Origin of the sequence: Candidatus Accumulibacter contiguus (assembly GCF_012940005.1) — a bacterium.
GTDB classification, from domain to species: Bacteria; Pseudomonadota; Gammaproteobacteria; order Burkholderiales; family Rhodocyclaceae; genus Accumulibacter; species Accumulibacter contiguus.
The window spans coordinates 83,101-109,945 of the sequence record NZ_SPMX01000010.1 but is presented as its reverse complement, the minus strand read 5'-3'; the positions used below and the strand labels follow the sequence as shown (position 1 = coordinate 109,945).

Here is a 26,845-nt window from a genome sequence, read left to right as displayed (position 1 = left end):
TGTGCGGGCGATCGCCCGGCACACCGGGAATGACTCGGCAAGTGCCGATGACACTTTGCAGGGCGGTCATTCCTCGTCTTCGCAACTGTCGTCGTGCGTATGCCCATGGCTGATTTCTTCGGCAGTGGCCGGGCGGACAGCGGTGACGGTACAGGTGAACACCAGGGCCATGCCGGCCAAGGGATGGTTGGCATCGAGCACGACCTTGTCGTCGGCGATTTCGGTCACCCGGTAAATCAGCACTTCATCGTCTTCATCTTCGTCGTCGACACCCTCCGGTACCCCTTCAAACTGCATGCCAACCTGCAGTTCCTGGGGAAACTGACTGCGTGACTCGAGCTGGACCAGTTCAGCATCGTACTCGCCGAAGGCATCGTCGGGCTGCATTTTCACCACCACCGACTCGCCAATCCGCTTGCCGTGCATGGCTTCTTCGATCATCGGGAAAATGTCATCGTAACCGCCGTGCAAATAGACCAGCGGCTCCTGACCCGCATCCACCAGCTGCCCGTCCACATCGGTGACGTTATAATCCAGGGTGACCACCATATTCTTTGCAACTTGCATATTCATTGCTTGAGTTCCTTAACCGTGCGCAGCATTTCAAGCGCGTGGCCTTTGGCATTCACTCCATAAGACGCAAAACGGAGAACACCTTGTTTGTCGATGACAAAAGTCGAGCGAACGATGCCGTGCTTCTTGACCCCATTCACCTCTTTCGCCTGCCAGACACCGTACTGTTTGCACGCCGAACCCTCGGCATCCGAAAGGAGACACACGGAAATACCATGCTTGTCCCGGAACTCTGCGTGTTTGATGCAGTCGTCACGGCTGATGCCGATGATCAGGCAGTCCAGCCGCGCGAATTCGTCCTCATGATCGGAGAAATCGGTAGCCTGCAGCGTACAGCACGGCGCGTCATCTCTCGGATAGAAAAAGAGAATGATATTGTTTTTACCCTGAAACTGGGCAATATCGATGAGTTCCATATCCGCATCGGGGAGGACGAACATCGGAGCTGCCTGTCCTGCTTTCAGCATGGTGCCCCCTCAAAGACCCTTCCCGATCGCACACAAGCGAGCGGGTGACGCAGATTCTAACCAAGCTTCTGCCGTCTGACTACAAGAAAGCGATGCCCGAATCCCGCTACAATAAGCCCTGCCTGAGGCAGTCGCTCCCGCGCAACGATTTCCCGATCCTGCACGAGGTTCTGCAGGATACTCGTCATTCTCGAACACAGCAAACCCGGAGACCCACATGAAGCGATTTCGACCTTTGCTGCACACCCTGCCCCTGCTCGCCTTGCTGGTCGCCCTACCGGCACCGGCAGCTCCCGGCAGTGGCACGAGCATCGACCTGGCGGCCGAAGCCAGCCGACCCGCCGCCAACGACCTGGCACGCGCAACGGTCTTTGCCGAAGCGGCCGGCGCAACGCCGAGCGAACTGGCGAAACGAGTAAACGGACTGATCGCCGACGGTCTGAAGACCGCACGCGGGTACAGCAACGTCAGGACCCAGAGCGGTGCCACTTACACCTATCCGGTCTACGCCAAGGGCGGCAAGATCGAAAGCTGGCGGATGCGCTCCGATCTCACGCTGGAGTGCTCTGATCCGGCCGCGCTCTCCGAGTTGCTGGGCAAGCTCCAGGCGTCGCTGGGCGTTGCCAGCCTGAGCATGCTGCCAGCACCGGAAACCCGAAAAAAAGCCGAAAACGAAGCCACGCTCGAAGCCATCACGGCCTTCAAGGCCCGCGCCAGGCTGATCGCCGACGCTTTGGGCAAGCCTTACCGGATCAAGCACCTGGCCATCAACAGCAGTGGCCGCACACCACCGCTGCCAATGCTGCGCGCGGCATCGCTGGCCTCGGCCGAGGCAGCAGCGATGCCGATCGAAGCCGGCGAGACCCTGGTCACCGCCAGCGTCGCGGGCCAGATTGAACTCCCGGAATAAGCGGTACAGAGACTCCTGTCGGGCAGGACTGGCGGCTAGCGTTTTGCCGGTCGTGCCGGGGCGGTTGCAATGGTGGGTTTCTCGGCAGCCGGCGCCACGGTCTTCTCGCTCGCAGGCTTGTCGGGGATCTGGACAAAAACTTCATCCTGCTTGACCATCCCGAGTTCGAAGCGCGCACGCTCCTCGATCGCATCGTAACCCTGCTTGAGATCACGTACTTCGGCATCCAGCCCGGCGTTGCGCATCTCCAGCTTGCCGTTGCTTTCCTTCTGTTGCTGAAGCTGCCGATCGACATCCCACACTCGCAACCAGCCGCCCTTGCCCAGCCACAGCGGATGCTGCAGCAGGGCAATCAGCACCAGCAGGATGACAGCCAGCAAGCGCACGGTAGCGGATGTCGAATTCAGTCCGTCACGACAGATTGTAGAAGGCATCACGACCCGGATAGCCTGCGGTGTCCCCGAGGTCCTCCTCGATGCGCAGCAACTGGTTGTATTTGGCGATGCGATCGGAACGTGACAGCGAACCCGTCTTGATTTGCAGGGCATTCATGCCGACGGCGATGTCGGCAATGGTGCTGTCTTCGGTTTCGCCGGAGCGGTGAGAAATCACCGCCGTGTAAGCAGCGCGCTTGGCCATTTCGATGGCCGCAAAGGTCTCCGAGAGCGTGCCGATCTGATTGATCTTGATCAGGATCGAGTTGGCGATGCCCTGCTTGATGCCTTCCTTGAAAATCCGGGTATTGGTCACGAAGACGTCGTCGCCGACAATCTGTACGCTTTTGCCCAGGCGCCCGGTGAGCACTTTCCAGCCATCCCAGTCGTTTTCAGCCATACCGTCCTCGATCGAGACGATCGGGAAGCGGTCGGCCAGATTGGCCAGATAATCGACCAGTTCGTGCGAGTTCAACTGCAGGCTCTCGCCGGCCAGATGATAGCGACCATCCCGGTATAACCCGGAGGCCGCGCAGTCGATACCGATCAGCACGTCTTCGCCGGGACAATAACTGGCGTTCTCGATCGCCTGGATGATCAGTTGCAAGGCTTCGGCATGGCTGCCGAGGTTGGGCGCGAATCCCCCCTCATCGCCAACGGCGGTCGAGAAGCCTTTCTTGTGCAACAGCTTCTTCAGCGCGTGAAAAACTTCGGCACCACAGCGCAGGGCTTCGCGAAACGAGTTCTGACTCACCGGCAGAATCATGAACTCCTGGAAATCGAGACTGTTGTTGGCGTGTTCCCCACCGTTGATGATGTTCATCATCGGTACCGGCATCTGCATCGGCCCGGAACCGCCGAAATAGCGGTAAAGCGGCAGACCCGATTCCTCGGCAGCAGCCTTGGCCACCGCGATCGAAACCGCCAGCATGGCGTTGGCACCAAGACGTGCCTTGTTGTCGGTACCGTCAAGATGAATCAGTGTCTGATCAATGAACGCCTGTTCCTGGGCATCGAGGCCGATGATCGCCTCGGAAATTTCGGTGTTCACATTCTCGACGGCCTGCAGAACGCCTTTGCCCAGATAGCGGGCGGCATCGCCATCGCGCAGTTCAATGGCTTCACGTGATCCGGTCGATGCCCCGGAAGGCACCGCAGCACGCCCCATGACACCGGATTCGAGCAGTACGTCACATTCGACGGTCGGGTTGCCGCGCGAATCGAGCACCTCACGGGCGACGACATCAACCACAGAGCTCATGATCTTTCCTTTTTATTCATAATGTTAAAGAGAGGCAATCCGGCAATCCCCGGAGGTTCATTGCGGCCGCATGGCGGCGCGTGACTCTGGCTGCCGGGGATTCGTGGACTGGAGTTCATCCAGACGGTTCGCCTTGACCAGGCGATCAAGCGCAACCAGCGTCGTCAACAGGCCTTCCATGCGACTCAGGGGCCAACTGTTCGGCCCATCGGAAAGCGCCATTTCCGGGCGCGGATGCGTTTCCATGAACAGCCCGGCGATGCCCACGGCCACCGCCGCACGCGCCAGCACCGGTACGAACTCGCGCTGTCCACCGGAAACGGTGCCCTGCCCGCCTGGCAACTGCACCGAATGCGTGGCATCGAATACCACCGGGGCAGCGCTCTCGCGCATGATCGCCAGACTGCGCATGTCCGCAACCAGGTTGTTGTAACCAAAGGAAGCGCCGCGCTCGCAAACCATGATCGTATCGACACCGACAGCGGCATCCCTGGCTTTGGCGACGACGTTCTGCATGTCGCCCGGGGCGAGAAACTGTCCTTTCTTGATATTCACCGGCTTGCCGGTGGCGGCAACGGCCTGGATGAAATCGGTCTGGCGACAGAGAAAGGCTGGCGTCTGCAACACATCGACGACAGCGGCAACGGCGGCGATGTCCGGTTCGCGATGTACGTCGGTCAGGATCGGAGTACCGATCTGACGCCGCACTTCCGAGAGGATGTGCAGACCGCGGTCGATCCCTGGACCACGCGGAGACTGCCCGGAGCTGCGATTGGCCTTGTCATAGGAGGCCTTGAAGATGTACGGCAGCGCAAGCCGGGCACAGATCTCCTGCAGCCGTCCGGCAACCTCGATGCACAGATCCAGCGACTCCGCAGTGCACGGGCCGGCGATCAGGAACAGTGGCTGATCGAGTCCGGCTTCGAAGTGGCAGAGCTTCATACCTTCGCCCGGTAGGCGACGGCGGCCTGAACAAAGGACGTAAACAGCGGGTGCCCCTTGCGCGGCGAAGAAGTGAACTCGGGATGAAACTGACAGCCGAGAAACCAAGGGTGTGCATTCGGCCCGTCTTTCGGCAGCTCGACGACTTCACACAGATCGGTGACCGGCGCACGACCGGCGACCACCAGACCGCTTCCTTCCAGTTCACCAAGCAGCATGTTGTTGACCTCGTAACGGTGGCGATGACGTTCGACGATCTCCGCCTGCCCGTAGATCGCGCGCGCCATGGTGCCTTCGCCAAGCTCGCAACGCTGACCACCCAGACGCATGCTGCCACCCAGGTCGGAGTTTTCGTCACGTTTTTCGAGGCGTCCCGAGGCATCCTGCCACTCGGTGATCAAACCCACCACCGGATATCGAGTATCCCTGTCGAACTCGGTGCTGTGCGCCCCGTTCATGCCGGCCACGTGACGAGCGAACTCGACGACCGCAAGTTGCATGCCGAGACAGATCCCGAGAAAGGGAATGCCATGCTCGCGAGCATGGCGAATCGCGGCGATCTTGCCCTCGGTACCGCGCCGCCCGAAGCCGCCCGGAACGAGGATGGCGTCCATGCCCTGCAAGACATCACAACCGTTCTTCTCGATTTCTTCGGAATCGATGTAGCTGACCTTGACCTTGCTGCGCGTCGCAATGCCTGCATGTATCAGCGCTTCGGTCAGCGACTTGTACGATTCGGTCAGGTCCACGTACTTGCCGACAAAAGCCACGTCGACTTGGTGCTCAGGGTGTTCCAGCGCGTGTACGATCGTTTTCCAAACCGTCAGATCAGCCGCCTTGGCGAGAATCCCGAGTTTGTGGCAGACGATCTCGTCGAGCATCTGGTCATGCAACATGGCCGGAATCTTGTAAATCGAATCCGCATCCCGCGCCTCGATCACGGCTTCGCGCTGCACGTTGCAGAACAGGGCCATCTTCCGCTTGTCTTCTTCCGGAATCGGGCGATCGGTGCGACAGAGCAGGATGTCCGGCTGGATGCCGATCTCCCGCAGCTCCTTGACCGAGTGCTGTGTCGGCTTGGTTTTCAGCTCACCGGCAGTGGCGATGTAGGGTACCAGCGTCAGATGCATGTAGCAGGCATTACTGCGACCTTCCTGCAGACCCATCTGGCGGATCGCTTCGAGAAAGGGGAGCGACTCGATGTCGCCGACCGTGCCGCCCACTTCGACGATCGCCAGGTCGGCACCCTCGGCGCCGCGCCTGATGTGCGCCTTGATCTCGTCGGTAATGTGCGGAATCACCTGCACCGTCTTGCCGAGATACTCGCCACGCCGCTCCTTCTTGATTACCGAGTCGTAGATCTGGCCGGTCGTGAAATTGTTGCGCCGCTCCATCCTGGCATTGGTGAAGCGTTCGTAATGTCCGAGGTCGAGGTCGGTTTCAGCCCCGTCTTCGGTGACAAAGACCTCACCGTGCTGAAACGGACTCATCGTTCCGGGATCAACGTTGATATAGGGGTCGAGCTTGAGATGGGTGACTCGGATGCCGCGCGATTCGAGGATCGCTCCCAGGGATGCGGCTGCGATACCCTTACCCAGCGATGAAACCACGCCGCCAGTAACGAATACGTATTTGGTCATGGAGATAACTGCAGCGGGAAATCCAGATTGTAGCGGAAAATGCCGTTGCTCTCAAACCGGACGGCTTCTCGGACAAGTCACCAAGATGACGGCGGCACCCTGCTCAGCGGATGAACTCGCGACTGATCTGGCGAAAAAGATCGCTACCGGCCTGCCGCAGCCACTCGAAAACGACCATTTCGCGCGAAACGATGTCGGCACCATGAGCACGCATCCGTTCCAGCGCCAGTGCCTTGTCCGCATTTCGCCGCGATCCGACCGCCTCCTCGACAACGAAAACGCGTCGGCCAGCGGCGAGCAGATCGAGCACCGTCTGCTGAACGCAGACATGCGCTTCGGTGCCGGCCACCACGAACTGTGCGCGGTCGCCACCCGGTGCCTTGAACAACCCTCCCTCGGGAACCGCCGAGAACTGAATCTTCTCAACGATGCATGCGTCCGGCAACAAGCACCGTAGCGCAGGCATCGTTGGTCCCAGGCCTTGTGGATACTGCTCGGTGCAGATCACCGGCACTCCCAGCCGCTGGGCCACCCTGGTCAGCCACACGCTGGCTTCAAGCACCAGTTCGGCGGCGTCGATCGCCGGCTGCAGACGCTCCTGCAAATCGACGAGCAACAAGACGGAACGATCCGTATGCATCAACATGAAATACTCCTTCGGATTCATGTATACGTCGCATCAGCGACTCACGAATCTCCCCTCCCCCTCGTGGGGATGGGTCGGGGGAGAGGGAAACGGGCATTACTTCCATGATCGGTGGTACCCGGAAAAGCCATGACCGTTGACAACTGTTCTGGGCAAGAAGCGCAGCACTTTACTGGAAATTGGGCTAAAGTGAGCAGCGGCTTCGTTCCTGCAGGAGAATATCTCAAATGAATACAGTTCCATCTGGCACCATGCTGCTTGCCCTTGCCGTGCTCTTGCTGTCCCTCGGCGCATGTAGCCAGGGGCCCGAGAATAGTGCCACCGTGAAAGCGGAACCGCCTGGTGCAAACAAGGTCGAGGATGTCCCGACCGCTGCTTCTCCACTGGCAAAGGCCGCCATACGTGGCGATCTGGTGGAGATCAAAGCTTTGCTGGAAGCCGGAGCCGAAGTCAATGTGACCGACGCCCTGGGCAGAACCCCACTCCACATGGCGGCCTTTTACGGACGCACCAAAGCCTCGGAACTTCTGCTCACGAGCGGCGCGAAGATCGACGCCAGGGACCGCGTGGGCATGACGCCGCTGCACGCGGCGGTGCTTGCGGGTGGCCGGTACGAAGTGGAACTGCTACTCGAAAGAAAGGCCGATGTCAGTGCAACCACCGACACCGGGCAAACGCCGCTCCATCTGGCCGCCGCGACCGGCCAGCCCAAGGTATCACGCGTTCTCATCGAACGCGGCGCCGACCCGAAAGCGAAGGACAAGAACGGCAAGACGCCCCTCTTCTACGCCTCACAGAACAAGCACCCGGTAACCACCGAAGTACTCCAGCAGTACGCCGCGAAGGATTGATGGTGGCTGCTGATGGGGCTTGATTGCGCAGAGATCCGGGACTCGCCAATCAGGCCTTCCTGATCGCCTCGTCGCGCAGTTCGCGGCGCAGGATCTTGCCGACATTGGTCTTCGGCAGTTCGGTCCGGAATTCGACCTGGCTCGGCACCTTGTAACCGGTCAGGTGTTCCCGGCAATGGGCGATCAGCGCCTCGGCGGTCAGTGTCGGTTCCTTCTTGACGACGAAGATCTTCACCGCCTCCCCGGATTTGTCATGCGGTACGCCGACAGCCGCCACTTCCAGTACGCCCGGATGCAGTGCGACCACATCCTCGACCTCGTTCGGGTACACATTGAAACCGGAGACCAGAATCATGTCCTTCTTGCGGTCGACGATACGGACGAAGCCCGTTGGCTCCATCACCGCAATGTCACCGGTCAACAGAAAACCGTCCGGGCTGATCACCTTGGCCGTCTCTTCAGGACGATTGTAATAGCCCTTCATCACCTGCGGACCACGGACGCAGAGTTCACCGCGCTCACCCAATGGAACGTCGGCGCCCGCATCGTTGCGAATCGCCACTTCGGTGGAAGATATCGGCAAGCCAATGGCGCCGGTATACTCGGGAATATCGAGCGGGTTGATGGTCGCCGCCGGTGACGTTTCGGTCAGACCATAGGCCTCGATCAGCGGCTTGCCGGTGACCTGCTTCCACTTCTCCGCCACCGCTTTCTGCACAGCCATGCCGCCACCAAGCGTGACTTTCAGCTTGCTGAAGTCGAGCGCGCAAAAGGCATCATTGTGCAGCAGTGCATTGAACAGGGTGTTGACACCGGTGAGCACCGTGAATGGATACTTGCCCATCTCCGCCACGAAACCCGGAATATCACGGGGATTGGTAATCAGCAGGTTGCTGGCACCAATCTTGAAAAAAGTGAAGCAATTCGCCGTCAACGCAAAGATATGGTAGAGCGGCAGCGCAGTGACCACCATGTGTTGCTCGTCACCCAGCGCCGGCTTGATCCAGGCGTGCGCCTGCGCCAGATTCGCCAGGATGTTGCGATGAATCAGCATGGCCCCTTTCGAGAGGCCGGTCGTTCCACCCGTATACTGCAGAAAAGCCAGGTCTTCCTGTGTGACGGTCACCGATTTCAACTCCGCTGCAGCACCCTTGGCGAGCGCAGCCTGGAAATTGACTGCGCGCGGCAGACTCCAAGCCGGAACCATCTTCTTGACGTACTTGACGACAAAGTTGACGACAGCGCCTTTCGGAAAACCGAGCATGTCGCCAAGACGAGCCACCACGATGTGCTTGAGTGGCGTCCTGGCCAGCACCTGCTCCAGCGTGAACGCAAAATTTTCGACAATCACGATGACCTCGGCTCCCGAATCCTTGAGCTGATGTTCAAGTTCTCGCGGCGTGTACAGCGGGTTGACGTTCACCACCACGTAACCCGCACGCAAGGCACCGAAGATACAAACCGGATACTGGAGTAAGTTCGGCATCATCAGCGCCACGCGGGCGCCCTGGGGCAGCTTGAGGACCGATTGCAGATAGGCGGCGAAATCCCGTGACCACTTGTCCAGTTCACCGTAGGTGATCTGGGCACCCATGTTGATATAGGCCACGCGGTCGCGATACTGTGCAACGCTTTTTTTCGAAGAGTTCGCCCAGCGACTGAAATTCGTTTAATTCAATCTCGGCAGGAACTCCCTTCTGATAGCTCTTCAACCAAATCTTTTCCAACTGCCCTCCTCCTTTGTGACATTCTTATCGGAAAACTCGTGTTTCCATTGCCAGTTTTTTCTGGTCTGCCGTACGCCTGCGCTGCAGCGGCAGCAAGCGTAGGCTGTGGTTTGTACTAGGAACGCTGCAGGTACTTCAGCTTGTCCGGCTTGTGGTTCCACTCGTCGGCGTCGGCCAGGGGTTCCGTGCGCTCGACGATGACCGGCCATGCCTTGGCCAGTTCAGCATTGATCATGATGAACCTGCGCTGCGCTTCCGGCACATCGTCCTCGGCAAAAATGGCCTCTGCCGGGCACTCGGGGACACACAGGGTGCAATCGATGCACTCGTCAGGGTCGATTACCAGAAAATTCGGACCCTCGTGGAAGCAGTCCACAGGACATACATCAACGCAGTCGGTATATTTACACTTGATACAATTCTCGGTAACAACGTACGTCATCGTCGCGCTTCCGCAAGTTGAGACGAATGGAACTATAACTGATTTGACGGCTACGACACAGGTCTACGGCTTCCCTTGGCGAGGTTTTTTCGCTAGCATTGGAAAGCTGGCCAGCCAATAAGGCTCAACTCGCCATGCGCCCCACTTCCACTAGGTACCCTATCCCAGATCACGCAAGAGGCTTTTTCATGAGCGAACACATCCATCACGTTACGGACGACAGCTTCAACACCGATGTTCTTCAGTCGGACGAACCTGTTCTTGTTGATTACTGGGCCGAATGGTGCGGTCCATGCAAGATGATTGCGCCAATCCTTGACGACATCGCCACTGACTATGCTGGCCGCCTGAAAGTCGTCAAGTTGAACATCGACGACAATCAAAAGACTCCCGCCAGTTTTGGCATCCGTGGCATCCCGACGCTGATGTTGTTCAAAAATGGCAACGTTGAAGCCACCAAGGTCGGCGCCCTTTCCAGGTCGCAGCTGATCACCTTCATTGACAGCAACCTCTGAAGTCGCTATCCTCACGCTCTGAAGGTTCGCTGGGTGCAGCCGCTGGCCCGTAGCAATCCACAAATCCGCATAGAACCTTCAGGCGTCCTCTCCCTTTTGCAGTACCCCTGCCGATCCCACGGCACTCCGTTAGACGCGCATCGCATTTGCGGCGGCGCGCCGCGCGTTTATTCCCCATCTTCGTCTCCAGCACATGCACCTATCCGAACTCAAAGCACTCCATGTAAGCCAGCTTCTTGACATGGCGATCACCAACGACGTCGAAGGCGCCAACCGACTGCGCAAGCACGAACTGATCTTCGCGCTGCTCAAGAATCAGGCCAGGAAGGGTGAAAGCATTTTTGGCGACGGCACGCTGGAAACGCTGTCTGATGGTTTCGGCTTTCTGCGTTCTCCCGATACTTCGTATCTGGCCAGTACCGACGACATCTACGTCAGCCCGAGCCAGATCAGGCGCTTCAATCTGCATACCGGCGACACCATCGAGGGTGAAATCCGCACACCGAAGGATGGGGAACGCTACTTTGCCCTGGTCAAGGTCGACAAGATCAACGGTGAGGTGCCCGAGGCATCGAAGAACAAGATTCTCTTCGAAAACCTGACGCCCTTACACCCGGCTGAACATCTGAAACTCGAGCGTGACATCCGCGGCGAAGAAAATATCACCAGTCGCATCATCGACATCATCGCGCCCATCGGCAAGGGGCAACGCGGTCTGCTGGTGGCCAGTCCGAAGAGCGGCAAGACGGTGATGATGCAGCATATTGCGCATGCGATCACCACCAACCACCCGGATGTCACGGTGATCGTCCTGTTGATCGATGAACGCCCCGAGGAGGTCACCGAGATGACTCGCTCGGTACGCGGTGAAGTCGTTGCCTCGACTTTCGACGAGCCTGCGACGCGCCACGTGCAGGTTGCCGAGATGGTCATCGAAAAAGCCAAGCGTCTGGTCGAACACAAGCGGGACGTGGTCATTCTCCTCGACTCGATCACGCGCCTGGCACGTGCCTACAACACCGTTCAGCCGGCATCCGGCAAAGTGCTGACCGGCGGCGTCGATGCCAATGCCCTGCAGAAGCCAAAGCGATTCTTTGGTGCTGCCCGCAACATCGAGGAAGGCGGCTCGCTGACCATCATTGCCACCGCGCTGATCGACACCGGCAGCCGCATGGACGACGTCATCTACGAAGAGTTCAAGGGCACCGGCAACATGGAAATCCACCTGGACCGCCGCATGGCAGAGAAACGCGTGTATCCGGCGATCAATGTCAATCGCTCCGGCACCCGCCGCGAAGAACTTCTGCTCAAACCGGATGTTCTGCAAAAGATGTGGATCCTGCGCAAGCTGCTATACAACATGGACGACCTTGAAGCGATGGAGTTTCTCCTGGACAAGATCAAGGCCACCAAGAACAACGCCGAATTCTTCGACTCCATGCGCCGCTGATCGGTCAGCAGACGCGCTCACGAAGCCGCCGGGCCAAGGTTTGTTGACCTGCACCCGCCGATGCCGGATTGCAGATAGTGGAGAAATCGCCGATAATGACCGCCTTTCTCAATGCCTCACGCTCGAATTGTCGCCTGATTGCGGCAGAACAACAGTTTTAACCTACAGGAATAGCACCAGATGAAAGACAACATCCATCCTGCCTACGGTGAAATCGCGGTGACCTGCTCCTGCGGCAACACCTTCACCACCCGGTCGACGATGAAGAAAGCGCTGCATGTCGAGGTGTGCTCGGCCTGTCATCCTTTCTACACTGGCAAACAGAAGATCATCGATACGGCTGGCCGCGTCGAAAAGTTCAACCAGAAGTACGGCGCGATGCGCAAGCCGGCTTAGGTCGAACAGCGGGCTCGACAGCAAAAGGCAGCCCCGCGGCTGCCTTTTTCGTTTCCGTCAAGAGCCGCTTTCGGCACTACGATCAGCACGCCTTTCCATATGCCGGTGCAAGCGGAGCATGCACGCTTCCGGGGGATTCCATTGCCGCCCAGCGGCTGGACTCTGGCGGTTCTCCTCGCCCTCTATATTTGCACGGGGCTGATCGGTCACGACCCCTGGAAAAATGATGACGCAGTCACGATCGGCGTCGTCCATGACATGGTCGCGAACGGGAACTGGCTGACGCCAGGCCTTGCGGGTCGCCCTTACCCTGACGCGCCCCTCTACTACTGGGTGGCGGCCGCCGGCAGTCGACTGTTGTCCTGGCTCTTGCCGGTACATGAGGCGACGCGACTGGCCAGCGGAGTATTCACGCTGCTCGCCCTCGGCTTCATTCACCTCGCCGCACGCGAACTGCACGGTCGCGAGCAAGCACCGGCAGCGCCGCTGCTGCTTGCCGGCAGCATTGGCTTCCTGTTCCACGCGCATGAAGCACAGCCCATGCTGGCGACGCTGACGGCGCACACCGCCGCCTACTGGGGACTGACACAGCTTGACAGGCGGCCGTTGCGAGGCGCTTCCTGGTTCGGCTCGGCACTAGGACTGGGGTTTCTCGCCAACGGCCTGGCAGCGATGCTGCCGCTGTTGCCGGTGGCAGCGTTTGTGGTCTGGCGATCCGACCATCGCCAACGTTCAGCGCTGCTGCTGCTTGGCTCGCTGCTGCTTGCCTGTGCGCTTGCCGGAGGATGGCTGGCTGCCTTGTTCGCGACCTCGCCCGAGTACCTCGCCGCCTTCTCGCAGGGCGAGCTAAACCAACTCGGCGGCAACACGCAACCCCTGCTGAATATACAACGCCTTCTGCTGATGCTCCCGTGGTACGCATGGCCAGCCTCCCCTCTCGCCTGCTGGGCACTCTGGGCAAAGCGGCGCCAATGGGCAACGACCCCGCTGGCCTTGCCGATGTTCGCTTTCATGGTTGCACTGCTGGTGGTCGGCATCTGCCTTGGGGCACGCAGTGCGCCAGCCTTGCTGCTGCTGCCGCCACTGGTTCTGCTGGCCGTTCCGGGCGTCGCTTCGCTGCGACGTGGCGCGGCGAATGCTTTTGACTGGTTTGGCATGATCACCTTCAGTCTCCTTGCCCTGCTGGCCTGGATTGGCTGGTGCGCAATGGTCTTCGGCTGGCCGGAAAGGCTGGCGCGTCTGGCCGTTCGACTTGAGCCGGGATTCGTGGGGCACTTCAGCCTCCTTGGCGCCAGTATCGCCATTCTTGGAACGCTGGTCTGGTGCTGGCTGATTGTCACCAGCCCGCGTTCGCCAATGCGCGGAATCATGCACTGGATGGCTGGTCTGACCCTGTTCTGGCTGCTGATCGTGACGCTCTGGATGCCCTGGATCGACTACGGCAAGACTTACCGTCAGGTATCGGTGTCCCTGGCCAAGGCACTCCCCGAGACGCGCAACTGCATTGCCGGTGCCAACCTCGCCGATTCGATCGTCGCCTCACTGGACTACTTCGACGGTATTCGCACGCTTGCGGCAAACTCCGCGGACGGCAAAAAGTGTGACTGGCTGCTCATCCATGGCGCACCCAAGGATGGCAGCGCCCCGGCAGTCGGTGGCTGGCGAAAGGTCTGGGAAGGCGGTCGTCCCGCCGAGCGTCGGAACGTCGACAAACTGCACCTCTATCGGCGCGACCTCAAGAAAGGCCAGCCGCCCGGCAGGTAGGCGAGCGGCGCCGCTGACCAGCCGACTTCCTCAGAGCCTGATGAAATGCTCACGATAGTACTTCAACTCTTCAATCGACTCGCGGATATCAGCGAGCGCGGTGTGCTCGGAGCGCTTGACAAAACCTTTTGCAACCTCGGGTTTCCAGCGTCGACAGAGTTCCTTGAGGGTGCTGACATCCAGGTTGCGATAATGAAACCAGGCCTCAAGACGTGGCATGTACCTTGCCATGAAGCGACGATCCTGGCCGATCGAGTTGCCGCACATCGGGCTGACTCCCTGGGGAACATAAGCCCGCATGAATTCCAGCGCGGCCGCCTCGACAGCCGTCTCGTCGAGTGCCGACGCCCGGACCCGATCAAGCAGCCCGGAGCGGGCGTGCGTCTTCCGGTTCCATTCGTCCATCGCATCGAGGCAGGCATCCTCCTGGTGTATGCTCCACACCGTTGATTCGGCGATGGTCGTCAACTGGCTGTCGGTGACCACCATCGCCAGTTCGATGATGCGGTCGCGGTCAGGAGCCAGACCGGTCATTTCCATGTCCAGCCAAACGAGGTAGGAGGCAGCCTGTGTCATATAATCCATCTGAACCGTAAAACCTCCATTGTGTCACAGGCCTATGTTCAATACCTTCTCCCTCGCCTTTCTTGCCGCCTTGTTGGTGATGTGCGCCTTGCGTCTCTGGCTGGCGCAGCGGCAAATTGCGCATGTCATGGCGCATCGTGGCCGCGTGCCCGAAAACTTTGCTGATCGTGTCGATCTCAAGACTCATCAGAAGGCCGCCGACTATACCGTGGCACGCAGCCGCTTCAGCAGGGTCGGCCTGGCCGTCGAGGTGGCGATGCTGCTCGCCTTCACGCTCGGTGGCGGCTTGCAGACACTGCATGATTTCTGGTCAGCACGACTCGATGGCCTGCCTACGGGGTCGCACTGATCTTCAGCGTCCTGCTGATTTCCGCCATCGTTGATCTGCCGCTCAGCCTGTATCACCAATTTGTCATAGAAGAAGAATTTGCCTTCAACCGCATGACCCTCCGAATCTTTCTCGCGGATCTGCTGAAGCAGGCCAGCCTGGCCATCGTCATCGGCACGCCGGTGCTGCTCGCCGTGCTCTGGCTGATGGCGAGAATGGGAGAACTGTGGTGGCTCTACGTGTGGCTCTTCTGGTGCGCTTTCAACCTGCTCTTCCTGTTCGTCTATCCGACCTGGATCGCGCCGCTATTCAACAAGTTCGCCCCGCTCGACGATGCCCAACTCCGAGCGCGCGTCGAGGCACTGCTGGCACGCTGCGGCTTCGCCAGTTCGGGCCTCTTCGTGATGGACGGATCGAAGCGGTCGAGCCATGGCAACGCCTACTTCACCGGTTTCGGCAAGAGCAAGCGCATCGTCTTCTTCGACACCTTGCTCGGCCGCCTGCAGGCCGTTGAGGTCGAAGCCGTGCTGGCGCACGAACTGGGCCACTTCAAACACCGGCACGTGCACAAGCGGATCGGCATGCTCTTCGTCATGTCGCTCGGCTTTCTCGCCATCCTCGGGCAACTGATCGATGCTCGCTGGTTCTTCAACGGTCTCGGTCTGACGAGCCAGAACACGGCCCTTGGGCTGCTCCTTTTCTTTCTCGCCGCACCGGTTTTTGCTTTTCTGCTGACACCGCTGCTCAGTCTCCTCTCGCGTCGCGACGAATTCCAGGCGGACCGCTACGCAGCGGCCCACGCTTCGGCAAGCGATCTGGTGGCCGCACTGGTCAAGATGTACGAAGACAATGCCGCGACATTGACCCCTGACCCACTACACTCCTTGTTCTACGATTCACACCCACCCGCCGCCCTGCGCATCGCCCGCCTGCAGGACGCCTAAGCAGAAAACAGGAGGATCCCATGCTCACCGAACTTGCTCTCGAACATTGCCGGCCGCTACGCGGCAGCGAACACGCGCTGGATCCTGCACAGGCCTCGGCCTTGCTGGCCGACCTGCCAGGCTGGCAGATTGCCGAGCCCGGTCTGCTCCATAAGGAGTTCACCTTTGCCAGCTACGCGGCCACCCTGCTATTCGTCAACACCGTCGCAGGTCTCGCTGAACGAGAGAACCATCATCCTGACCTCGAAGTCGGCTACGGCCGTGTCCGGGTCGGCTACAGCACGCACGATGTTGCCGGCCTGTCGCGTAACGATTTCATCTGCGCAGCCAAGATCGAAGCACTGGCACGAATTTGAGACTGGCCGGCAGCGTCATCGCCGCTTACGGGCGGCAGTACCGGGTCGAGCTGAGCGATGGCGAGACGCTGCTCTGCGTTCCTCGTGGCAAAAAGAGCGAACTGGTCTGCGGTGACCAGGTCAAGGTGCAGCGAACGAGCGCCGACCAGGGCGTAATCGCCACGCTTGAACCGCGGCGAACGCTGCTCTATCGCTCGGACCACTACAAGCAAAAACTGATCGCTGCCAATGTGACACAAATCATCATCGTCGTCGCCACCGAACCGCCGTTTTCGGACGATTTGATCACACGCTGCATCGTCGCCGCCGAAAGTCAGGACATCCAGGTTCTGATCGTTCTCAACAAGTGCGACCTCGGTGAACGGGTACCGGCAGCTTCGGCGACCCTGCTGCCGTACGAGAAACTCGGTTATCGGGTTCTGAAGCTCTCTGCGCGCAACGATGGCGAACGCCTGTTGCCGTACCTGGCCGACCATACCAGCCTGCTGATTGGCCAATCCGGGATGGGCAAATCGACCCTGATCAATGCCCTGATCCCCGAGGCCTGTGCACCCACCCGAGAATTTTCGCAGGCGCTCAACGCCGGCAAGCACACCACCACGCATGCCTGCCTCTATCACCCCAGTACGGGCGCCGCGCTGATTGACTCGCCAGGACTGATGGCATTCGGCCTGCGCCATCTCTCGTCCGAGGACATTGCCCAGGCCTTTCTCGAAATGCGACCGCTGCTCGGCCAATGCCGATTTCGCAATTGCCAGCACCACCGCGAACCCGACTGCAGCATCCTTGCCGCCGTCGAGCACGGTACCATCGACCCGCGCCGCTATGCGGTTTTCCGTTCACTCTGTGCCGAAATCGGCTGACATCAAAGGAACTCTCACATGAGCGATATCATCATTCGCCGCCAGCATGGCAAGAGCCTCGCCGAAGCGCGGGCCGCAGCCGAACACATGGCCGGCGAATTAGGGGAAGAGTTCGACCTCGACTACGCCTGGGACGGGGACCGGATGCGCTTCAAGCGGCCGGGCGTTGCCGGCGAACTGTCTCTCAACGAAAGGGAAGTAGCCCTCAACATCCGTCTCGGGCTCCTGCTCTTCGCGGTCAAACCAGCAATCGAACGTGCGATCCACCGATACTTCGACGAAAACTTCCCCGGTTGAACCAGCCTGCCGGACGAGCCGACAGGCCCTGATCAGGATGCTTTCAGTTTCTCGACAAGGGCAATGTACTGCTGCATCGCAGCGTCCGCCGCAGTGCCCTTGATCGCAGCCCAGGCATCGTACTTGGCGCGACCAACCAGATCGGTAAACCCAGGGCGCCGGCCTTCGACGTCGCCGTCGGTCACCTGCTTGTACAGGGCATAAAGCTTCAGCAAGGTGGCGTTGTCCGGGCGCTCGGGCAGGGTCTTGGAACTGGCCACGGCGGCCTCGAACTGGGCTTGCAAGTCACTCACGTTGTTTCCTCTCCGGTTGATGATCTCTTGAAATGGCTTGCTATTATATGGGCTGGCCATTTCCCACGGGAGCACCGGCGATGAACTCGCGCGAAAGAATTTCCCACGTCGACAACGCCTGGCTGCGCATGGACCGCCCGGAAAACCTCATGCAGATCCTCGGTGTGATGATCTTCAAGGGTCGCATCGACGCCGAACGTTTCAAGCACACCGTCGCGCAGCGCATCGTGCGTTACCGTCGTTTCCGGCAAATCGCCACGCAGGACGCCGACGGTAGCTGGTGGGCCGACGACCCCGACTTCGACATCGACGCGCATGTCCGCCACTCTTTTCTCCCGGCGCCTGCCGGCAAGAACGAACTGCAAAAATTCGTTGCGACGATGGCTGGCACCCCACTCAACCCCTCACGACCACGCTGGGAATTCAACCTCGTCGACACCGCCGACGGCAACTCCGCACTGGTGGTCAGGATCCATCACGCGATTGCCGACGGCATCGCCCTGATTGGCGTCATCAATTCGTTGACCGACAAGGACATCGACACCCCCGAGGACGGCGGGACGGTGGCAGTCACCCCGCTGGACGCGGTGGACGAGCAGGAAAGCGATGCCGGTGACGCTTTCTGGCGGATGATCTTCGATCCTCTCAGCGATGTCGCATTGACATCGATCCGCATTGGTGGCCAGTTATGGGGACAGTACCTGGGCCTGCGCAATGATCCTGCGACGATCCGCGACTACCTGCGCGTCGCCGGGGCGATCGCCGAGGAAATCGGCAGACTTGCCCTGATGCCCAACGACAGCCCGACGCGCTACAAGGGTAAAGCGGGGACGGTCAAACGAGTCGCCTGGTCCGAGCCGATCCCCTTGCCCGAAATCAAGGCCGTCGGCAAGGTTCTCGGCTGCTCGGTGAACGACATCCTGCTGGCTTCGGTAGCCGGCGCCCTGCGTGGCTATCTGCTGGCCAGAGGTGATCCGGTGGCTGCCACCGAGATTCGTGCGATGGTCCCGGTCAATCTACGCGCACCGGATGACATCGAGGACCTCGGCAACCGCTTTGGTCTGGTAGCTCTCGAACTGCCGATCGGCATCGACAACCCGCTGGCCCGGCTGTATGCCACCCGCGCCAGGATGGCGGCGCTGAAGGGTTCGTATCAGGCGATGCTGACCTTCACCCTGCTGGGAGCCGCAGGCATGGCACCCAAGTTCATCCAGGACCAGATCCTCAATCTGCTGGCCAGCAAGACCACGGCAGTGATGACCAACGTCCCCGGTCCGCAGCAGCCCCGCTTTTTTGCCGGCAGCAGGATCGAGCAGGAAATGGTCTGGGTTCCGCAAGCCGGCGACATCGGCATGGGCGTCAGCATTCTCTCTTACAACAGCCGGGTCCAGTTCGGACTCATCACTGACAAGAAACTGGTCGACGATCCCGCGCAAATAGTCGACCGCTTTGCCCGCGAGTTCGACAAGCTCCTGTGGCTGTTGCTACTCGAGCCCTGGGACCGGCTTGACGACCCGGTAGCGGTGGCAGAAGACCTGCTCGTCCTGGCCAACAGTTGATCCTAACAAAAGCAGTCCATCTGCAGATGTCGCAGACATTACAAAGACTTTCGTCGGTCCAGGCAAGCGGCAAGGCAGGTGCTCAGTCGGCAAGTTCGGCTTTCGCCGCTTCGACGTCTAGCCGCTCCATGGCGTCCATCGGCACGCAGGCCGCAGCTTCCTGGTAGAGGCGCTCGGCGTCCTTCATCTTCGCCTTGCCGAACATCATTACCAGCGCGTTGGCATACTCGATGCGGGTGATCGCCGAGTCGGGGTTGAGTTTCAGAGCGGCTTCAAGCAAGTCCTTGCCGGTGTCCTTCTTTACCCCATAAGTGATTCCTCCAACCAGCGACCCGACCTTGTCGATCACCTCGGCGTGATAGGCACCGAGCGCAATATGCGCATCGGCGTGCCTGGGTTGCAGCTCCAGGGCCTTGGTCAGGCTATGTTTGATCTTGCCACCGAGACCCTGTGCGAGCGCCTTGACCACCGAGATGCTCTGACTGTAACGACCGAGCGCGAAGGCATGCAGGTACCATGCGTTGACATCAGCAGGCGTCTTTTCCTGCTGCTCCTCGCAGCGCTGCGCAACCTCCATCAGCAGACCGCACTTTTTCTCGTCATCCGTCTCGAGATAAGAGGCATAGACCGTCGCCGCCTTGTTGGCCGCGTTATAACCCGCGAGGCCACAAGTCAAGCCGACCTCGACAGCCTGGCCAAAGTCGCCGGCGTGATAACTCCGCCAGGCCTCCTGTACTCGCGGATCCTCGGGAAAAGGCTCGCAGTCGCCGCAATGCAGCCGCGACCAGTTCACTTGCAGTGCCGCTCCGGCATAGAAATATGCCTTGTCAGGATAGGGAAACTTGTTCCAGGCCATTGATCATCCTCCAGGTGAAAGGTGAATTGTGAGCATTGCATCAGGCACGGCGCGGTGCGCCGAGATACTCTTGTGACAGCCTTTCAAGCAGGCCTCTGGATTCCCCCAGCAGAAATGGCGAAACCATCGCCATCACCTGATAGACACCGCGCCCGATACGACCACTGTCGAGCTTGCCGCGCGGATCACAGACGTACTCGAAAGAGAGCCAGTAGGTGGCAATGACCGTCATGTTCGTTGCCAGCGCACGCAACTCCTCCGAGTTGGCGCGCATGGCGCCTGCCGACACCAGACCCTCGCACAGGGTCTTCGCGGTGCGCACCTTGTGCGCCAGAATTCGCTTGAAATGTATTTCCAGTATGCGGTTGCGAGTCAGCAGATCGTTCAGATCGCGGTAGAAAAAACGATACTGCCAGATCTTTTCGAAGAGGAGATGCAGAAAAAGCCAGATATCCTCCACATCGGCTGGCCGTCGCGTCGGCACCGCCAGGGTGTCCTCGATCTCCCGCTCGAAGACCACGAAAATCGACTCGATGATCTCATCCTTGTTATTGAAGTGATAATAAAGATTGCCGGGGCTGATGTTCATTTCGTCCGCGATCACGGTCGTCGTCACATTCGGCTCGCCAAAGTCATTGAACAGGCGCAGGCTGGTCTCGATGATGCGCTCACGCGTTCGCCGCTTCGGTTTCTTTTCCATCACCTGTCCGCCATGATCTATCCTGGACGGCGAGCATAGCACTGCCGCATGCGTCAGGGAATCCTGTGCAGCCGGTCGCCGCCGACAGGATCAAATTTGCTGCGCCTGCAGCCAGACCTCGAGATCGCTCAACGAAGAGTCCAGCGCACTCGCGCTGGTCGCCAGATCCGGGCGGCGCTTGTGCGACAGCAGCGAACGACTGTGATCCTTGAGCACGCCGAGGTTGAGTTCGATACCGTGCCGCTCGAAAATTGGCCGCAGTTCATGGCGCCGCCGATACAGTTCGCTACGGGTGCGCTGGTAGGCATGCTCGCACAAGCGGCTGCGGCCGCGATAGCTGAAGACATTGGTGAAGAACATGTCCGTATCATCACGTGTCGGTTCGAACAGAATCACATCCCTGCCCTCGAACTCGTGTCGATAGCGATCCATTCCGGTACGCATGCGCGAGTGGATGATGGCGCGAAAGGTCTGTGACAGGACTACCGGCAGGCCCCCGTCGACCAGATGGTCAGGTGCCGGCGACCGGTTCTCGTGCCGCGGCCGCCGTGCAGCCAGGCGCGAATCAAATGGCACCAGCGGGTTGATGCAAATCAGCAGGTCAGCGCCCGCTTGCAGCGCAACCGAAGCATGCAGGGTCTTGATCAAGGCCCCGTCGACGAAATAACGCTCGCCGATCCTGACCGGCGGAAACAGGCCCGGCAAAGCAGCGCTCGCCTGCACCGCAAGCGAAATGGGAATATCGTCATGCCCCTCGGAGCCGAAGGCAAGCGACTCACCGGTATCGAGGTCGGTCGCCACGATGAAGAGCTGGTGCTTGAGCTGACGAAAATCGTTGCTTCGCCCCCCCCGTCGAAAACAGCTTCTTCAACAGCCTGTCGATTCCGGCACTGTCAAAAATCCCGGTGGGGATGGCATGACTGAGGCCCTGAAACGCCTCCACCAGGCGAAGATGCCAGGGATCGGAGAGATACTGTCGCAAGGACGACCAGAACAATACCGGAACCTGCAGCACTCGCCGCAGGTATTCACCGACGGCTGGGCGCAGCAGCATTTCGGGGTCGAACACCTCATCGTTGTCATCTTCCACCAACATGCGTGCCAACTGGGCAGGCCCCAGGCCATTGGCCACCGCAGCCGACATGAAAGCGCCGGAACTTACCCCGACATAGACATCGAAGTCGGTGAAGTCGACGCCTTCAAGGGCTTCCGCCAAGGCAGCCATCGCGCCGGCTTCATAGATCCCACCCACCGGACCCCCGCCAGCGAGAGCCAGCCCGAGCTTCGAACGTTGTTTTGTAGCATCCATCGAGCGCAATCCCCTGGCTTACCGCAACTAGATGAGGCAGCAGGCTTAGTCGCCGGTCTGCGGCAGCGTGTTCAGCACGTCAGCCGGCGTCACCGGAGGTACCGGCTTCGCGGCCGCAGGCTTGCGGGCAGCCGGTTTGGCCACTGCCGGTTTGGCCTCGGCAGGCTCAACCGGAGCGGAATCTTCCTTGACTGCCGGCTTGATGGCGACCTTGGGAGCAGCTTTCCCTTCGGTCAAGGCCTGCACCACTGCGCTCAAGTCGATGACGCGCTTGGACAGATTGTCGATATCCTGCTTGCTCGGCACGCCGAGGCTGCCCAAGGCACGCGCGACACGATCCTCGAATACCTGCTCCAGGCGATCCCAGGTTCCAGCCGCTTTGCCGGCAACCTGCGAGATCCGCTCGTCGGTCATCTTGCGGGTTCTGGACTGAATGCTTTCGCCTTCCTTGACCAGCGCGTCGAACACCTTGCCACCCTCTTCCTGCGCCTTGGCAAAGGCACCAAGCCCGGCCAGCCAGATCTGCTGAGCAGATTCCTTGACCGTCGATGCCAGTTGGCTTTCCGTCACATCACCAGCCAATTCCTTGAGTTTCTTGCCCATTTCTTTCTCCTTGAAGGTAATCATCAAAAGGCCAACAAGTATTTTGCTTGCCCTGTGAAGCCAGTCTAGTGACAATATCTAGAGGACGCACACTAAAGACCAGGGGACAGCCTCGATGGCATGACAGTCGGACAGGCAAGGCATTCAGGAGATGACCATGAATTTTAGGAGACAGCAATGAATTACTTCGTTACCGGCGCCACTGGCTTCATCGGCAAGAGGCTCGTAAAAAAAACTGCTCGGCCGCCCCGAGGCCATCATCTATTTTCTGACTCGCGCCGTGGAACTGCCGCGACTCGCGGAATTGTACGAGTATTGGGGCAGTGACGAAACACGTGTCATCCCGATCGTTGGTGATCTCACGCAGCCTGAGCTGGGAGTCTCCAAAGCCGACATTCACAAGCTGAAGGGCAAGATCGAGCACTTCTTCCACTTGGCCGCGATCTATGACCTCAAGGCCAGCGCCGAGGACCAGCAGCGTGCCAATGTGGACGGCACCCGCAACACGGTGCGCCTGGCCGAGGAAATCGACGCCTGGCACTTCCATCTGGTCAGTTCGATTGCGGCAGCCGGCCTTTTCGAGGGACTGTTTCGCGAGGACATGTTCGACGAAGCGGAGAACCTCGACAACCCCTACTTCCGCACCAAGCATGATTCCGAGGGCATCGTCCGCAGGGAGTGCAAAATCCCGTGGCGCATTTTCCGTCCCGCAATCGTGGTCGGCGACTCGCGCACCGGCGAAATGGACAAGATCGATGGCCCCTACTACTTCTTCAAGCTGATCCAGAAGATGCGCAGGATGTTCCCGTCCTGGATGCCGGCGATCGGCATCGAAGGCGGGCGAATCAACGTCGTACCGGTCGACTTCGTCGTTGCTGCGATGGACTACATTGCGCACCTCGAGAACCAGGATGGTCAGTGCTTCCACCTGACCGATCCGACGCCGATGCGCGTCGGTGATCTGCTCAACACCTTCGCCCGTGCGGCGCACGCCCCAGAATGGTGATGCGCATCAATGCCGCCCTGCTCGGTTTCATTCCACGCTCGGTACGCAAGGCGATGTTCGCCCTGACACCGGTGCGCCGCATCCGCAAGGCGGTCATGAAGGATCTCGGGCTGCCCGACGACATCCTAGAGTTCGTCAATTACCCGACCCGCTTCGACTGCCGCGAGACGCAGCGGGCGCTCAAGGGCAGCGGCATCGCCGTACCGCCGCTCGAAAGCTACGCCTGGCGCCTGTGGGACTACTGGGAACGTCACCTAGACCCGGATCTGTTCATCGATCACACCCTGCGTGGCCAGGTTGAAGGAAAGGTCGTCCTCGTCACCGGCGGCTCGTCGGGTATCGGCAAGGCCACCATTCGCAAGATGGCTGAAGCCGGGGCGATTGCTGTGACCATCGCCCGCGACGCGCAGGCGCTTGAAGAAGTCCGCCGTGAGTTCGAAGCCGCAGGCCTGCGCCTGGTCACGCATGCGGTCGACATTGCCGACCCGCAACAGTGCGCTTCCTTCGTCAAATTCATGACCGAGGAACACGGCGGCGTCGACTTCCTGGTCAACAATGCCGGCCGCTCGATTCGCCGCGGCATCGAGAACTCCTTCGATCGCTTCCACGATTTCGAACGTACCATGGAAGTCAACTACTTCGGTGCGCTGCGCCTGACGATGGGCTTCCTGCCGTCAATGATTGCCAAACGCAAGGGACAGATCATCAACATTTCGTCGATCGGCGTCCTGACGAACGCACCGCGCTTTTCCGCCTACGTCGCCTCAAAGGCAGCAATGGACGCCTGGACACGCTGCGCGGCATCCGAGTTTGCCGATCGCGGCATCGAATTCACGACCATCAACATGCCGCTGGTCAGGACTCCCATGATCGCACCGACCAAGCTGTACGATCAGGTCCCGACGCTGTCCCCCGAAGATGCCGCCGATCTGGTCGTCGAGGCAATCATCCACAAACCGGTGCGCATCGCCACCCGGCTGGGTATTTTCGGCGCCCTGCTGCACTCGCTGCTGCCCAAGGTTGCGCAGATCACCATGAATACTTCCTTCCGGATGTTCCCCGACTCCAGTGCGGCGGCCATGCGCAGGCCCGAAGAGTCCGAGCCGCAGACCGCTGACCAAATCGCTTTCTCGCAGATCATGCGGGGAATCCATTTCTGAATCCTTTCCCATGAATACGCCCAACCCAGTCCCAATCCCCGTCCCGGGTCATCACGCTCGCCAGCTCCTGAAAGAATTGCAGGAGACCTTCCCGGTCTTCCGCGACGCTCTGCCACTGGCCATCGGCATCGACAAGCAACTCCTGGCGCGGCTGCCAGGCCTGGATCGCAAGGCTCTGCGCAGCGCGCTGGGAATGCACACGCATTCGCTTCGCTACCTGAAATCCATGGAAAAGGCCAGCATACGCTTCGACCTCGACGGCCAGCCTGCCGATCAAATCCCGGCAACGCATCGCAGCCATGCCTCGGAACTGATCAAGGAACGACTGCGCAAGCAGGCCGAACTGCGCAAGGCGCAGCGCGAGGCCGAGACGCTGGCGCGTGAGCGTATCGAAAAGCTCGACCAACTGGTCGAGAAATTTGGCCGCAACCGCTAAGCCCTGGCCATGCAGTGGTTCCGTACAGATCATGGACCATCTACTCAAGGACAGCAGCCCACTCGAGTTGTACGCCTGGCTGGACGAAGATGCCGCGTTGCCGGGCTGGGACATCCTGGTCGGCAACCCCTTCGCTCAAACACTGCCCGAAGATCACTTCACGACGGTTCAGAACTACTTTGCCGAGTACCATCTGGAGTATTTTCGTCAGCGAATCTACCAGAACTTCCCGAGCCGCCTGCACGCGCTGTTGCTTTTCGCGACGCGCGTCGATGCAGAAACCTTCCGCGCCAAACATCCGGCGCGCGTCTTCGGCAAGACACTGACCAGAGCGCGCAGCAAGGGCGCTTACATCTGCTCGTTTCATGATTCGAGCTGGCTGGATTACCTGCGACTGCCACACAGTCTGAGCCTGTCGACGCTCGACGAAATCGCCAATTATTACTGGCAGGGCGCGCTCGTCGAAGAAGTCGGGCTGACCTTCCTGAATGAAAACTGGCAGGAAGCACCGGTGATCGAAGCCCTCTTTCAGGGCACGCTTGAAGCCGTCTCGAGCAGCCCGCAAAGCGGCTGGCTCCCTGGCTTTGCCTGAAGAAGCACCGGCTGATAGCCGCCGCGATCGAGGACGAAGTGGTTATGGGTGGCGACTTCGCCGAAACGGAGGGTCATACCGGCCTCCCGCCAGCACCCCGCCGCGGCGGCGCCGCAACCAGACCGGCAATCATCGTGTCCACCATCGCCGGTGCCGCGGTGTCCAGGTCGAAGGCCTCGGGATGCATCAGCCAGTGCTGGATCACTCCGTGGAAAAACGCCTGCAGCAAATGTGCCGCGAGATGACTGTCGGTTTCGGCGGGCAAGTGGCCCTGCGCGATGGCACGGACAATGATGCGCTCGAGGGCGTTGGCACACTGGCGATCCATTTCGTCGATTTGCGGTGCCCCGTCGGCCGCTTGAGTCAGCCGCTCGGACTTGCAGAGCAGGATCTCCAGCACCGCGCGTGTGCGCGGGTTCGAGGCAATCTCGCGCATGGCCTGTACCGACACCGCATGCAAGGTGGCGATGGCGTCGTCACCATCGCCATCCGCCGCCTGCTCGAGGCGACTTTGCAAGGGCAAGGTGGCGCGGTTGCACATCGCGCCAAAGAGTTCGCCCTTGTCGCGGAAGTGCCAGTAGACGGCGCCACGGGTGACACCGGCGGCGCTCGCCACGTCGCCCAGCGTCGCGCTTGTCACGCCGCTGGCACAGAACACCCGCTCGGCGGCGTCGAGCAGCGCTTCGCGGGTCGCCAGCGCTTCGTCTTTCGTCCTTCTCACCATTTCTACTGTCCCCTTGCGGCAACCTATTTACAAACATTCTTGAATGTACGTAAAATTCGCACCTTCCGCAAGTCACGTTCTCCAAAAAACGCGATGCGAGCCAAACGGTCATGACTTTGCAAGACACCCCCGATAATGAAAGTCATGACCGTTTCCCTCTCCCCCCAACCCCCTCCCCCCGCGAGAGGGGGGAGGGGAGATTCATGAATCGCTCGC

Annotated in this window: 26 protein-coding genes and 4 pseudogenes; 14 read left to right on the top strand and 16 right to left on the bottom strand. The window is 60.0% G+C overall.

The features are described from left to right. Nucleotides 1-66 precede the first annotated feature (66 nt). Both E4Q08_RS05070 and E4Q08_RS05065 read right to left on the bottom strand, forming a co-directional pair. Entirely contained in the window at nucleotides 67-573 is a 507-nt protein-coding gene (locus E4Q08_RS05070; RefSeq protein ID WP_034925611.1) for an FKBP-type peptidyl-prolyl cis-trans isomerase, read from the bottom strand. Further along, the gene (locus E4Q08_RS05065; RefSeq protein ID WP_169069575.1) at nucleotides 570-1,040 is read right to left on the bottom strand and encodes a peroxiredoxin; all 471 of its coding nucleotides are present in this window, start codon (nucleotides 1,038-1,040) and stop codon (nucleotides 570-572) included. Before E4Q08_RS05065 ends, E4Q08_RS05070 begins: the two co-directional genes overlap by 4 nt. Before the next feature lie 217 nt (nucleotides 1,041-1,257). Between E4Q08_RS05065 and E4Q08_RS05060 the strand changes: the two genes are divergently transcribed. Further along, nucleotides 1,258-1,950, top strand: coding sequence for an SIMPL domain-containing protein (locus tag E4Q08_RS05060; protein ID WP_169069574.1), 693 nt, complete (start codon nucleotides 1,258-1,260; stop codon nucleotides 1,948-1,950). A 35-nt stretch (nucleotides 1,951-1,985) separates the two neighbouring features. Here E4Q08_RS05060 and ftsB read toward each other — a convergent pair whose 3' ends face one another. From ftsB to E4Q08_RS05035, 5 genes are all read right to left on the bottom strand, one after another. Continuing rightward, a complete protein-coding gene (gene ftsB / locus E4Q08_RS05055) occupies nucleotides 1,986-2,336 on the bottom strand; it encodes a cell division protein FtsB (RefSeq protein WP_169069604.1) in 351 nt (116 codons plus the stop codon). A 25-nt stretch (nucleotides 2,337-2,361) separates the two neighbouring features. After that, nucleotides 2,362-3,645: a phosphopyruvate hydratase gene (eno, locus tag E4Q08_RS05050; RefSeq protein ID WP_169069573.1), complete on the bottom strand. Its 1,284-nt coding sequence runs from the start codon at nucleotides 3,643-3,645 to the stop codon at nucleotides 2,362-2,364. A 57-nt stretch (nucleotides 3,646-3,702) separates the two neighbouring features. Next, nucleotides 3,703-4,587 (bottom strand): 3-deoxy-8-phosphooctulonate synthase, encoded by an 885-nt coding sequence (gene kdsA, locus E4Q08_RS05045; protein ID WP_169069572.1) that lies wholly within the window; start codon nucleotides 4,585-4,587, stop codon nucleotides 3,703-3,705. Continuing rightward, entirely contained in the window at nucleotides 4,584-6,227 is a 1,644-nt protein-coding gene (gene pyrG, locus E4Q08_RS05040) for a CTP synthase (RefSeq protein ID WP_169069571.1), read from the bottom strand. The genes kdsA and pyrG overlap by 4 nt, the downstream gene beginning before the upstream one ends. A 103-nt stretch (nucleotides 6,228-6,330) precedes the next feature. Continuing rightward, complete coding sequence (locus tag E4Q08_RS05035; protein ID WP_169069570.1) at nucleotides 6,331-6,873, bottom strand: hydrolase; 543 nt, start codon at nucleotides 6,871-6,873, stop codon at nucleotides 6,331-6,333. Between the two features lie 251 nt (nucleotides 6,874-7,124). Here E4Q08_RS05035 and E4Q08_RS05030 point away from each other — a divergent pair, with 251 nt between their 5' ends. Next, nucleotides 7,125-7,724, top strand: coding sequence for an ankyrin repeat domain-containing protein (locus tag E4Q08_RS05030; RefSeq protein ID WP_169069569.1), 600 nt, complete (start codon nucleotides 7,125-7,127; stop codon nucleotides 7,722-7,724). A 49-nt stretch (nucleotides 7,725-7,773) separates the two neighbouring features. On the opposite strand, the pseudogene fadD reads toward E4Q08_RS05030, so the two are convergent. Together fadD and fdxA are read right to left on the bottom strand one after the other, a co-directional pair. Continuing rightward, nucleotides 7,774-9,451: pseudogene (fadD, locus tag E4Q08_RS05025) on the bottom strand (long-chain-fatty-acid--CoA ligase FadD). Nucleotides 9,452-9,566: 115 nt separating this feature from the next. Continuing rightward, nucleotides 9,567-9,893, bottom strand: a complete 327-nt coding sequence (fdxA, locus tag E4Q08_RS05020) for a ferredoxin FdxA (RefSeq protein ID WP_034918330.1) — start codon at nucleotides 9,891-9,893, stop codon at nucleotides 9,567-9,569. A 188-nt stretch (nucleotides 9,894-10,081) separates the two neighbouring features. On the opposite strand from fdxA, the gene trxA reads away from it, so the two are divergent. The 4 genes from trxA (at nucleotide 10,082) to E4Q08_RS05000 (ending at nucleotide 14,018) form a co-directional block, all read left to right on the top strand. Next, nucleotides 10,082-10,408 carry a thioredoxin TrxA gene (trxA, locus tag E4Q08_RS05015; RefSeq protein ID WP_034918327.1) on the top strand — a complete coding sequence of 109 codons (327 nt, stop codon included), beginning with the start codon at nucleotides 10,082-10,084 and terminating at the stop codon, nucleotides 10,406-10,408. A gap of 193 nt (nucleotides 10,409-10,601) precedes the next feature. After that, nucleotides 10,602-11,858 (top strand): transcription termination factor Rho, encoded by a 1,257-nt coding sequence (gene rho, locus E4Q08_RS05010; RefSeq protein ID WP_169069568.1) that lies wholly within the window; start codon nucleotides 10,602-10,604, stop codon nucleotides 11,856-11,858. A gap of 180 nt (nucleotides 11,859-12,038) precedes the next feature. Continuing rightward, complete coding sequence (gene rpmE, locus E4Q08_RS05005; RefSeq protein ID WP_034908378.1) at nucleotides 12,039-12,254, top strand: 50S ribosomal protein L31; 216 nt, start codon at nucleotides 12,039-12,041, stop codon at nucleotides 12,252-12,254. A 99-nt stretch (nucleotides 12,255-12,353) separates the two neighbouring features. Beyond that, entirely contained in the window at nucleotides 12,354-14,018 is a 1,665-nt protein-coding gene (locus E4Q08_RS05000) for an ArnT family glycosyltransferase (RefSeq protein ID WP_169069567.1), read from the top strand. 30 nt (nucleotides 14,019-14,048) lie between these two features. Here the strand turns inward: E4Q08_RS05000 and orn are convergent, their stop codons facing one another. Next, nucleotides 14,049-14,594 carry an oligoribonuclease gene (gene orn / locus E4Q08_RS04995; RefSeq protein WP_034908380.1) on the bottom strand — a complete coding sequence of 182 codons (546 nt, stop codon included), beginning with the start codon at nucleotides 14,592-14,594 and terminating at the stop codon, nucleotides 14,049-14,051. 43 nt (nucleotides 14,595-14,637) lie between these two features. Between orn and E4Q08_RS04990 the strand changes: the two are divergent. The 4 genes and pseudogenes from E4Q08_RS04990 (at nucleotide 14,638) to E4Q08_RS04975 (ending at nucleotide 17,391) form a co-directional block, all read left to right on the top strand. Next, a pseudogene (locus E4Q08_RS04990) lies at nucleotides 14,638-15,875 on the top strand (M48 family metallopeptidase). A 20-nt stretch (nucleotides 15,876-15,895) separates the two neighbouring features. Then, the gene (locus tag E4Q08_RS04985) at nucleotides 15,896-16,231 is read left to right on the top strand and encodes a 4a-hydroxytetrahydrobiopterin dehydratase (protein WP_034908374.1); all 336 of its coding nucleotides are present in this window, start codon (nucleotides 15,896-15,898) and stop codon (nucleotides 16,229-16,231) included. Further along, nucleotides 16,228-17,094 (top strand): ribosome small subunit-dependent GTPase A, encoded by an 867-nt coding sequence (gene rsgA, locus E4Q08_RS04980; protein ID WP_034908373.1) that lies wholly within the window; start codon nucleotides 16,228-16,230, stop codon nucleotides 17,092-17,094. Before E4Q08_RS04985 ends, rsgA begins: the two co-directional genes overlap by 4 nt. 18 nt (nucleotides 17,095-17,112) lie before the next feature. Further along, nucleotides 17,113-17,391, top strand: coding sequence for a polyhydroxyalkanoic acid system family protein (locus tag E4Q08_RS04975; protein ID WP_034908372.1), 279 nt, complete (start codon nucleotides 17,113-17,115; stop codon nucleotides 17,389-17,391). Between the two features lie 32 nt (nucleotides 17,392-17,423). Here the strand turns inward: E4Q08_RS04975 and E4Q08_RS04970 are convergent, their stop codons facing one another. Next, entirely contained in the window at nucleotides 17,424-17,684 is a 261-nt protein-coding gene (locus E4Q08_RS04970; RefSeq protein ID WP_034908370.1) for an acyl-CoA-binding protein, read from the bottom strand. An 80-nt stretch (nucleotides 17,685-17,764) separates the two neighbouring features. Here E4Q08_RS04970 and E4Q08_RS04965 point away from each other — a divergent pair, with 80 nt between their 5' ends. Then, entirely contained in the window at nucleotides 17,765-19,243 is a 1,479-nt protein-coding gene (locus tag E4Q08_RS04965; RefSeq protein ID WP_169069566.1) for a WS/DGAT/MGAT family O-acyltransferase, read from the top strand. A gap of 82 nt (nucleotides 19,244-19,325) precedes the next feature. Here the strand turns inward: E4Q08_RS04965 and E4Q08_RS04960 are convergent, their stop codons facing one another. The 4 genes and pseudogenes from E4Q08_RS04960 to E4Q08_RS04945 form a co-directional block, all read right to left on the bottom strand. Next, nucleotides 19,326-20,099 (bottom strand): tetratricopeptide repeat protein, encoded by a 774-nt coding sequence (locus tag E4Q08_RS04960; RefSeq protein WP_169069565.1) that lies wholly within the window; start codon nucleotides 20,097-20,099, stop codon nucleotides 19,326-19,328. A 40-nt stretch (nucleotides 20,100-20,139) separates the two neighbouring features. Beyond that, on the bottom strand, nucleotides 20,140-20,799 hold the full coding sequence (locus E4Q08_RS04955; protein ID WP_169069564.1) for a TetR/AcrR family transcriptional regulator: 660 nt from the start codon (nucleotides 20,797-20,799) through the stop codon (nucleotides 20,140-20,142). Between the two features lie 90 nt (nucleotides 20,800-20,889). Then, nucleotides 20,890-22,108 (bottom strand): annotated as a pseudogene (locus tag E4Q08_RS04950) (patatin-like phospholipase family protein). Nucleotides 22,109-22,153: 45 nt separating this feature from the next. Further along, the gene (locus E4Q08_RS04945) at nucleotides 22,154-22,711 is read right to left on the bottom strand and encodes a phasin family protein (RefSeq protein ID WP_034918107.1); all 558 of its coding nucleotides are present in this window, start codon (nucleotides 22,709-22,711) and stop codon (nucleotides 22,154-22,156) included. A 177-nt stretch (nucleotides 22,712-22,888) separates the two neighbouring features. Here E4Q08_RS04945 and E4Q08_RS04940 point away from each other — a divergent pair. The 3 genes and pseudogenes from E4Q08_RS04940 to E4Q08_RS04930 all read left to right on the top strand — a co-directional run bounded on the left by E4Q08_RS04940 (nucleotide 22,889) and on the right by E4Q08_RS04930 (nucleotide 25,905). Beyond that, nucleotides 22,889-24,877 (top strand): annotated as a pseudogene (locus tag E4Q08_RS04940) (SDR family oxidoreductase). Between the two features lie 10 nt (nucleotides 24,878-24,887). Continuing rightward, a complete protein-coding gene (locus E4Q08_RS04935) occupies nucleotides 24,888-25,313 on the top strand; it encodes a ProQ/FINO family protein (RefSeq protein WP_034918095.1) in 426 nt (141 codons plus the stop codon). A 31-nt stretch (nucleotides 25,314-25,344) separates the two neighbouring features. After that, the gene (locus E4Q08_RS04930) at nucleotides 25,345-25,905 is read left to right on the top strand and encodes a hypothetical protein (RefSeq protein ID WP_169069563.1); all 561 of its coding nucleotides are present in this window, start codon (nucleotides 25,345-25,347) and stop codon (nucleotides 25,903-25,905) included. Nucleotides 25,906-25,978: 73 nt separating this feature from the next. Here E4Q08_RS04930 and E4Q08_RS04925 read toward each other — a convergent pair whose 3' ends face one another. Further along, nucleotides 25,979-26,629 (bottom strand): TetR family transcriptional regulator, encoded by a 651-nt coding sequence (locus tag E4Q08_RS04925; protein WP_034918101.1) that lies wholly within the window; start codon nucleotides 26,627-26,629, stop codon nucleotides 25,979-25,981. Nucleotides 26,630-26,845 lie beyond the last annotated feature (216 nt).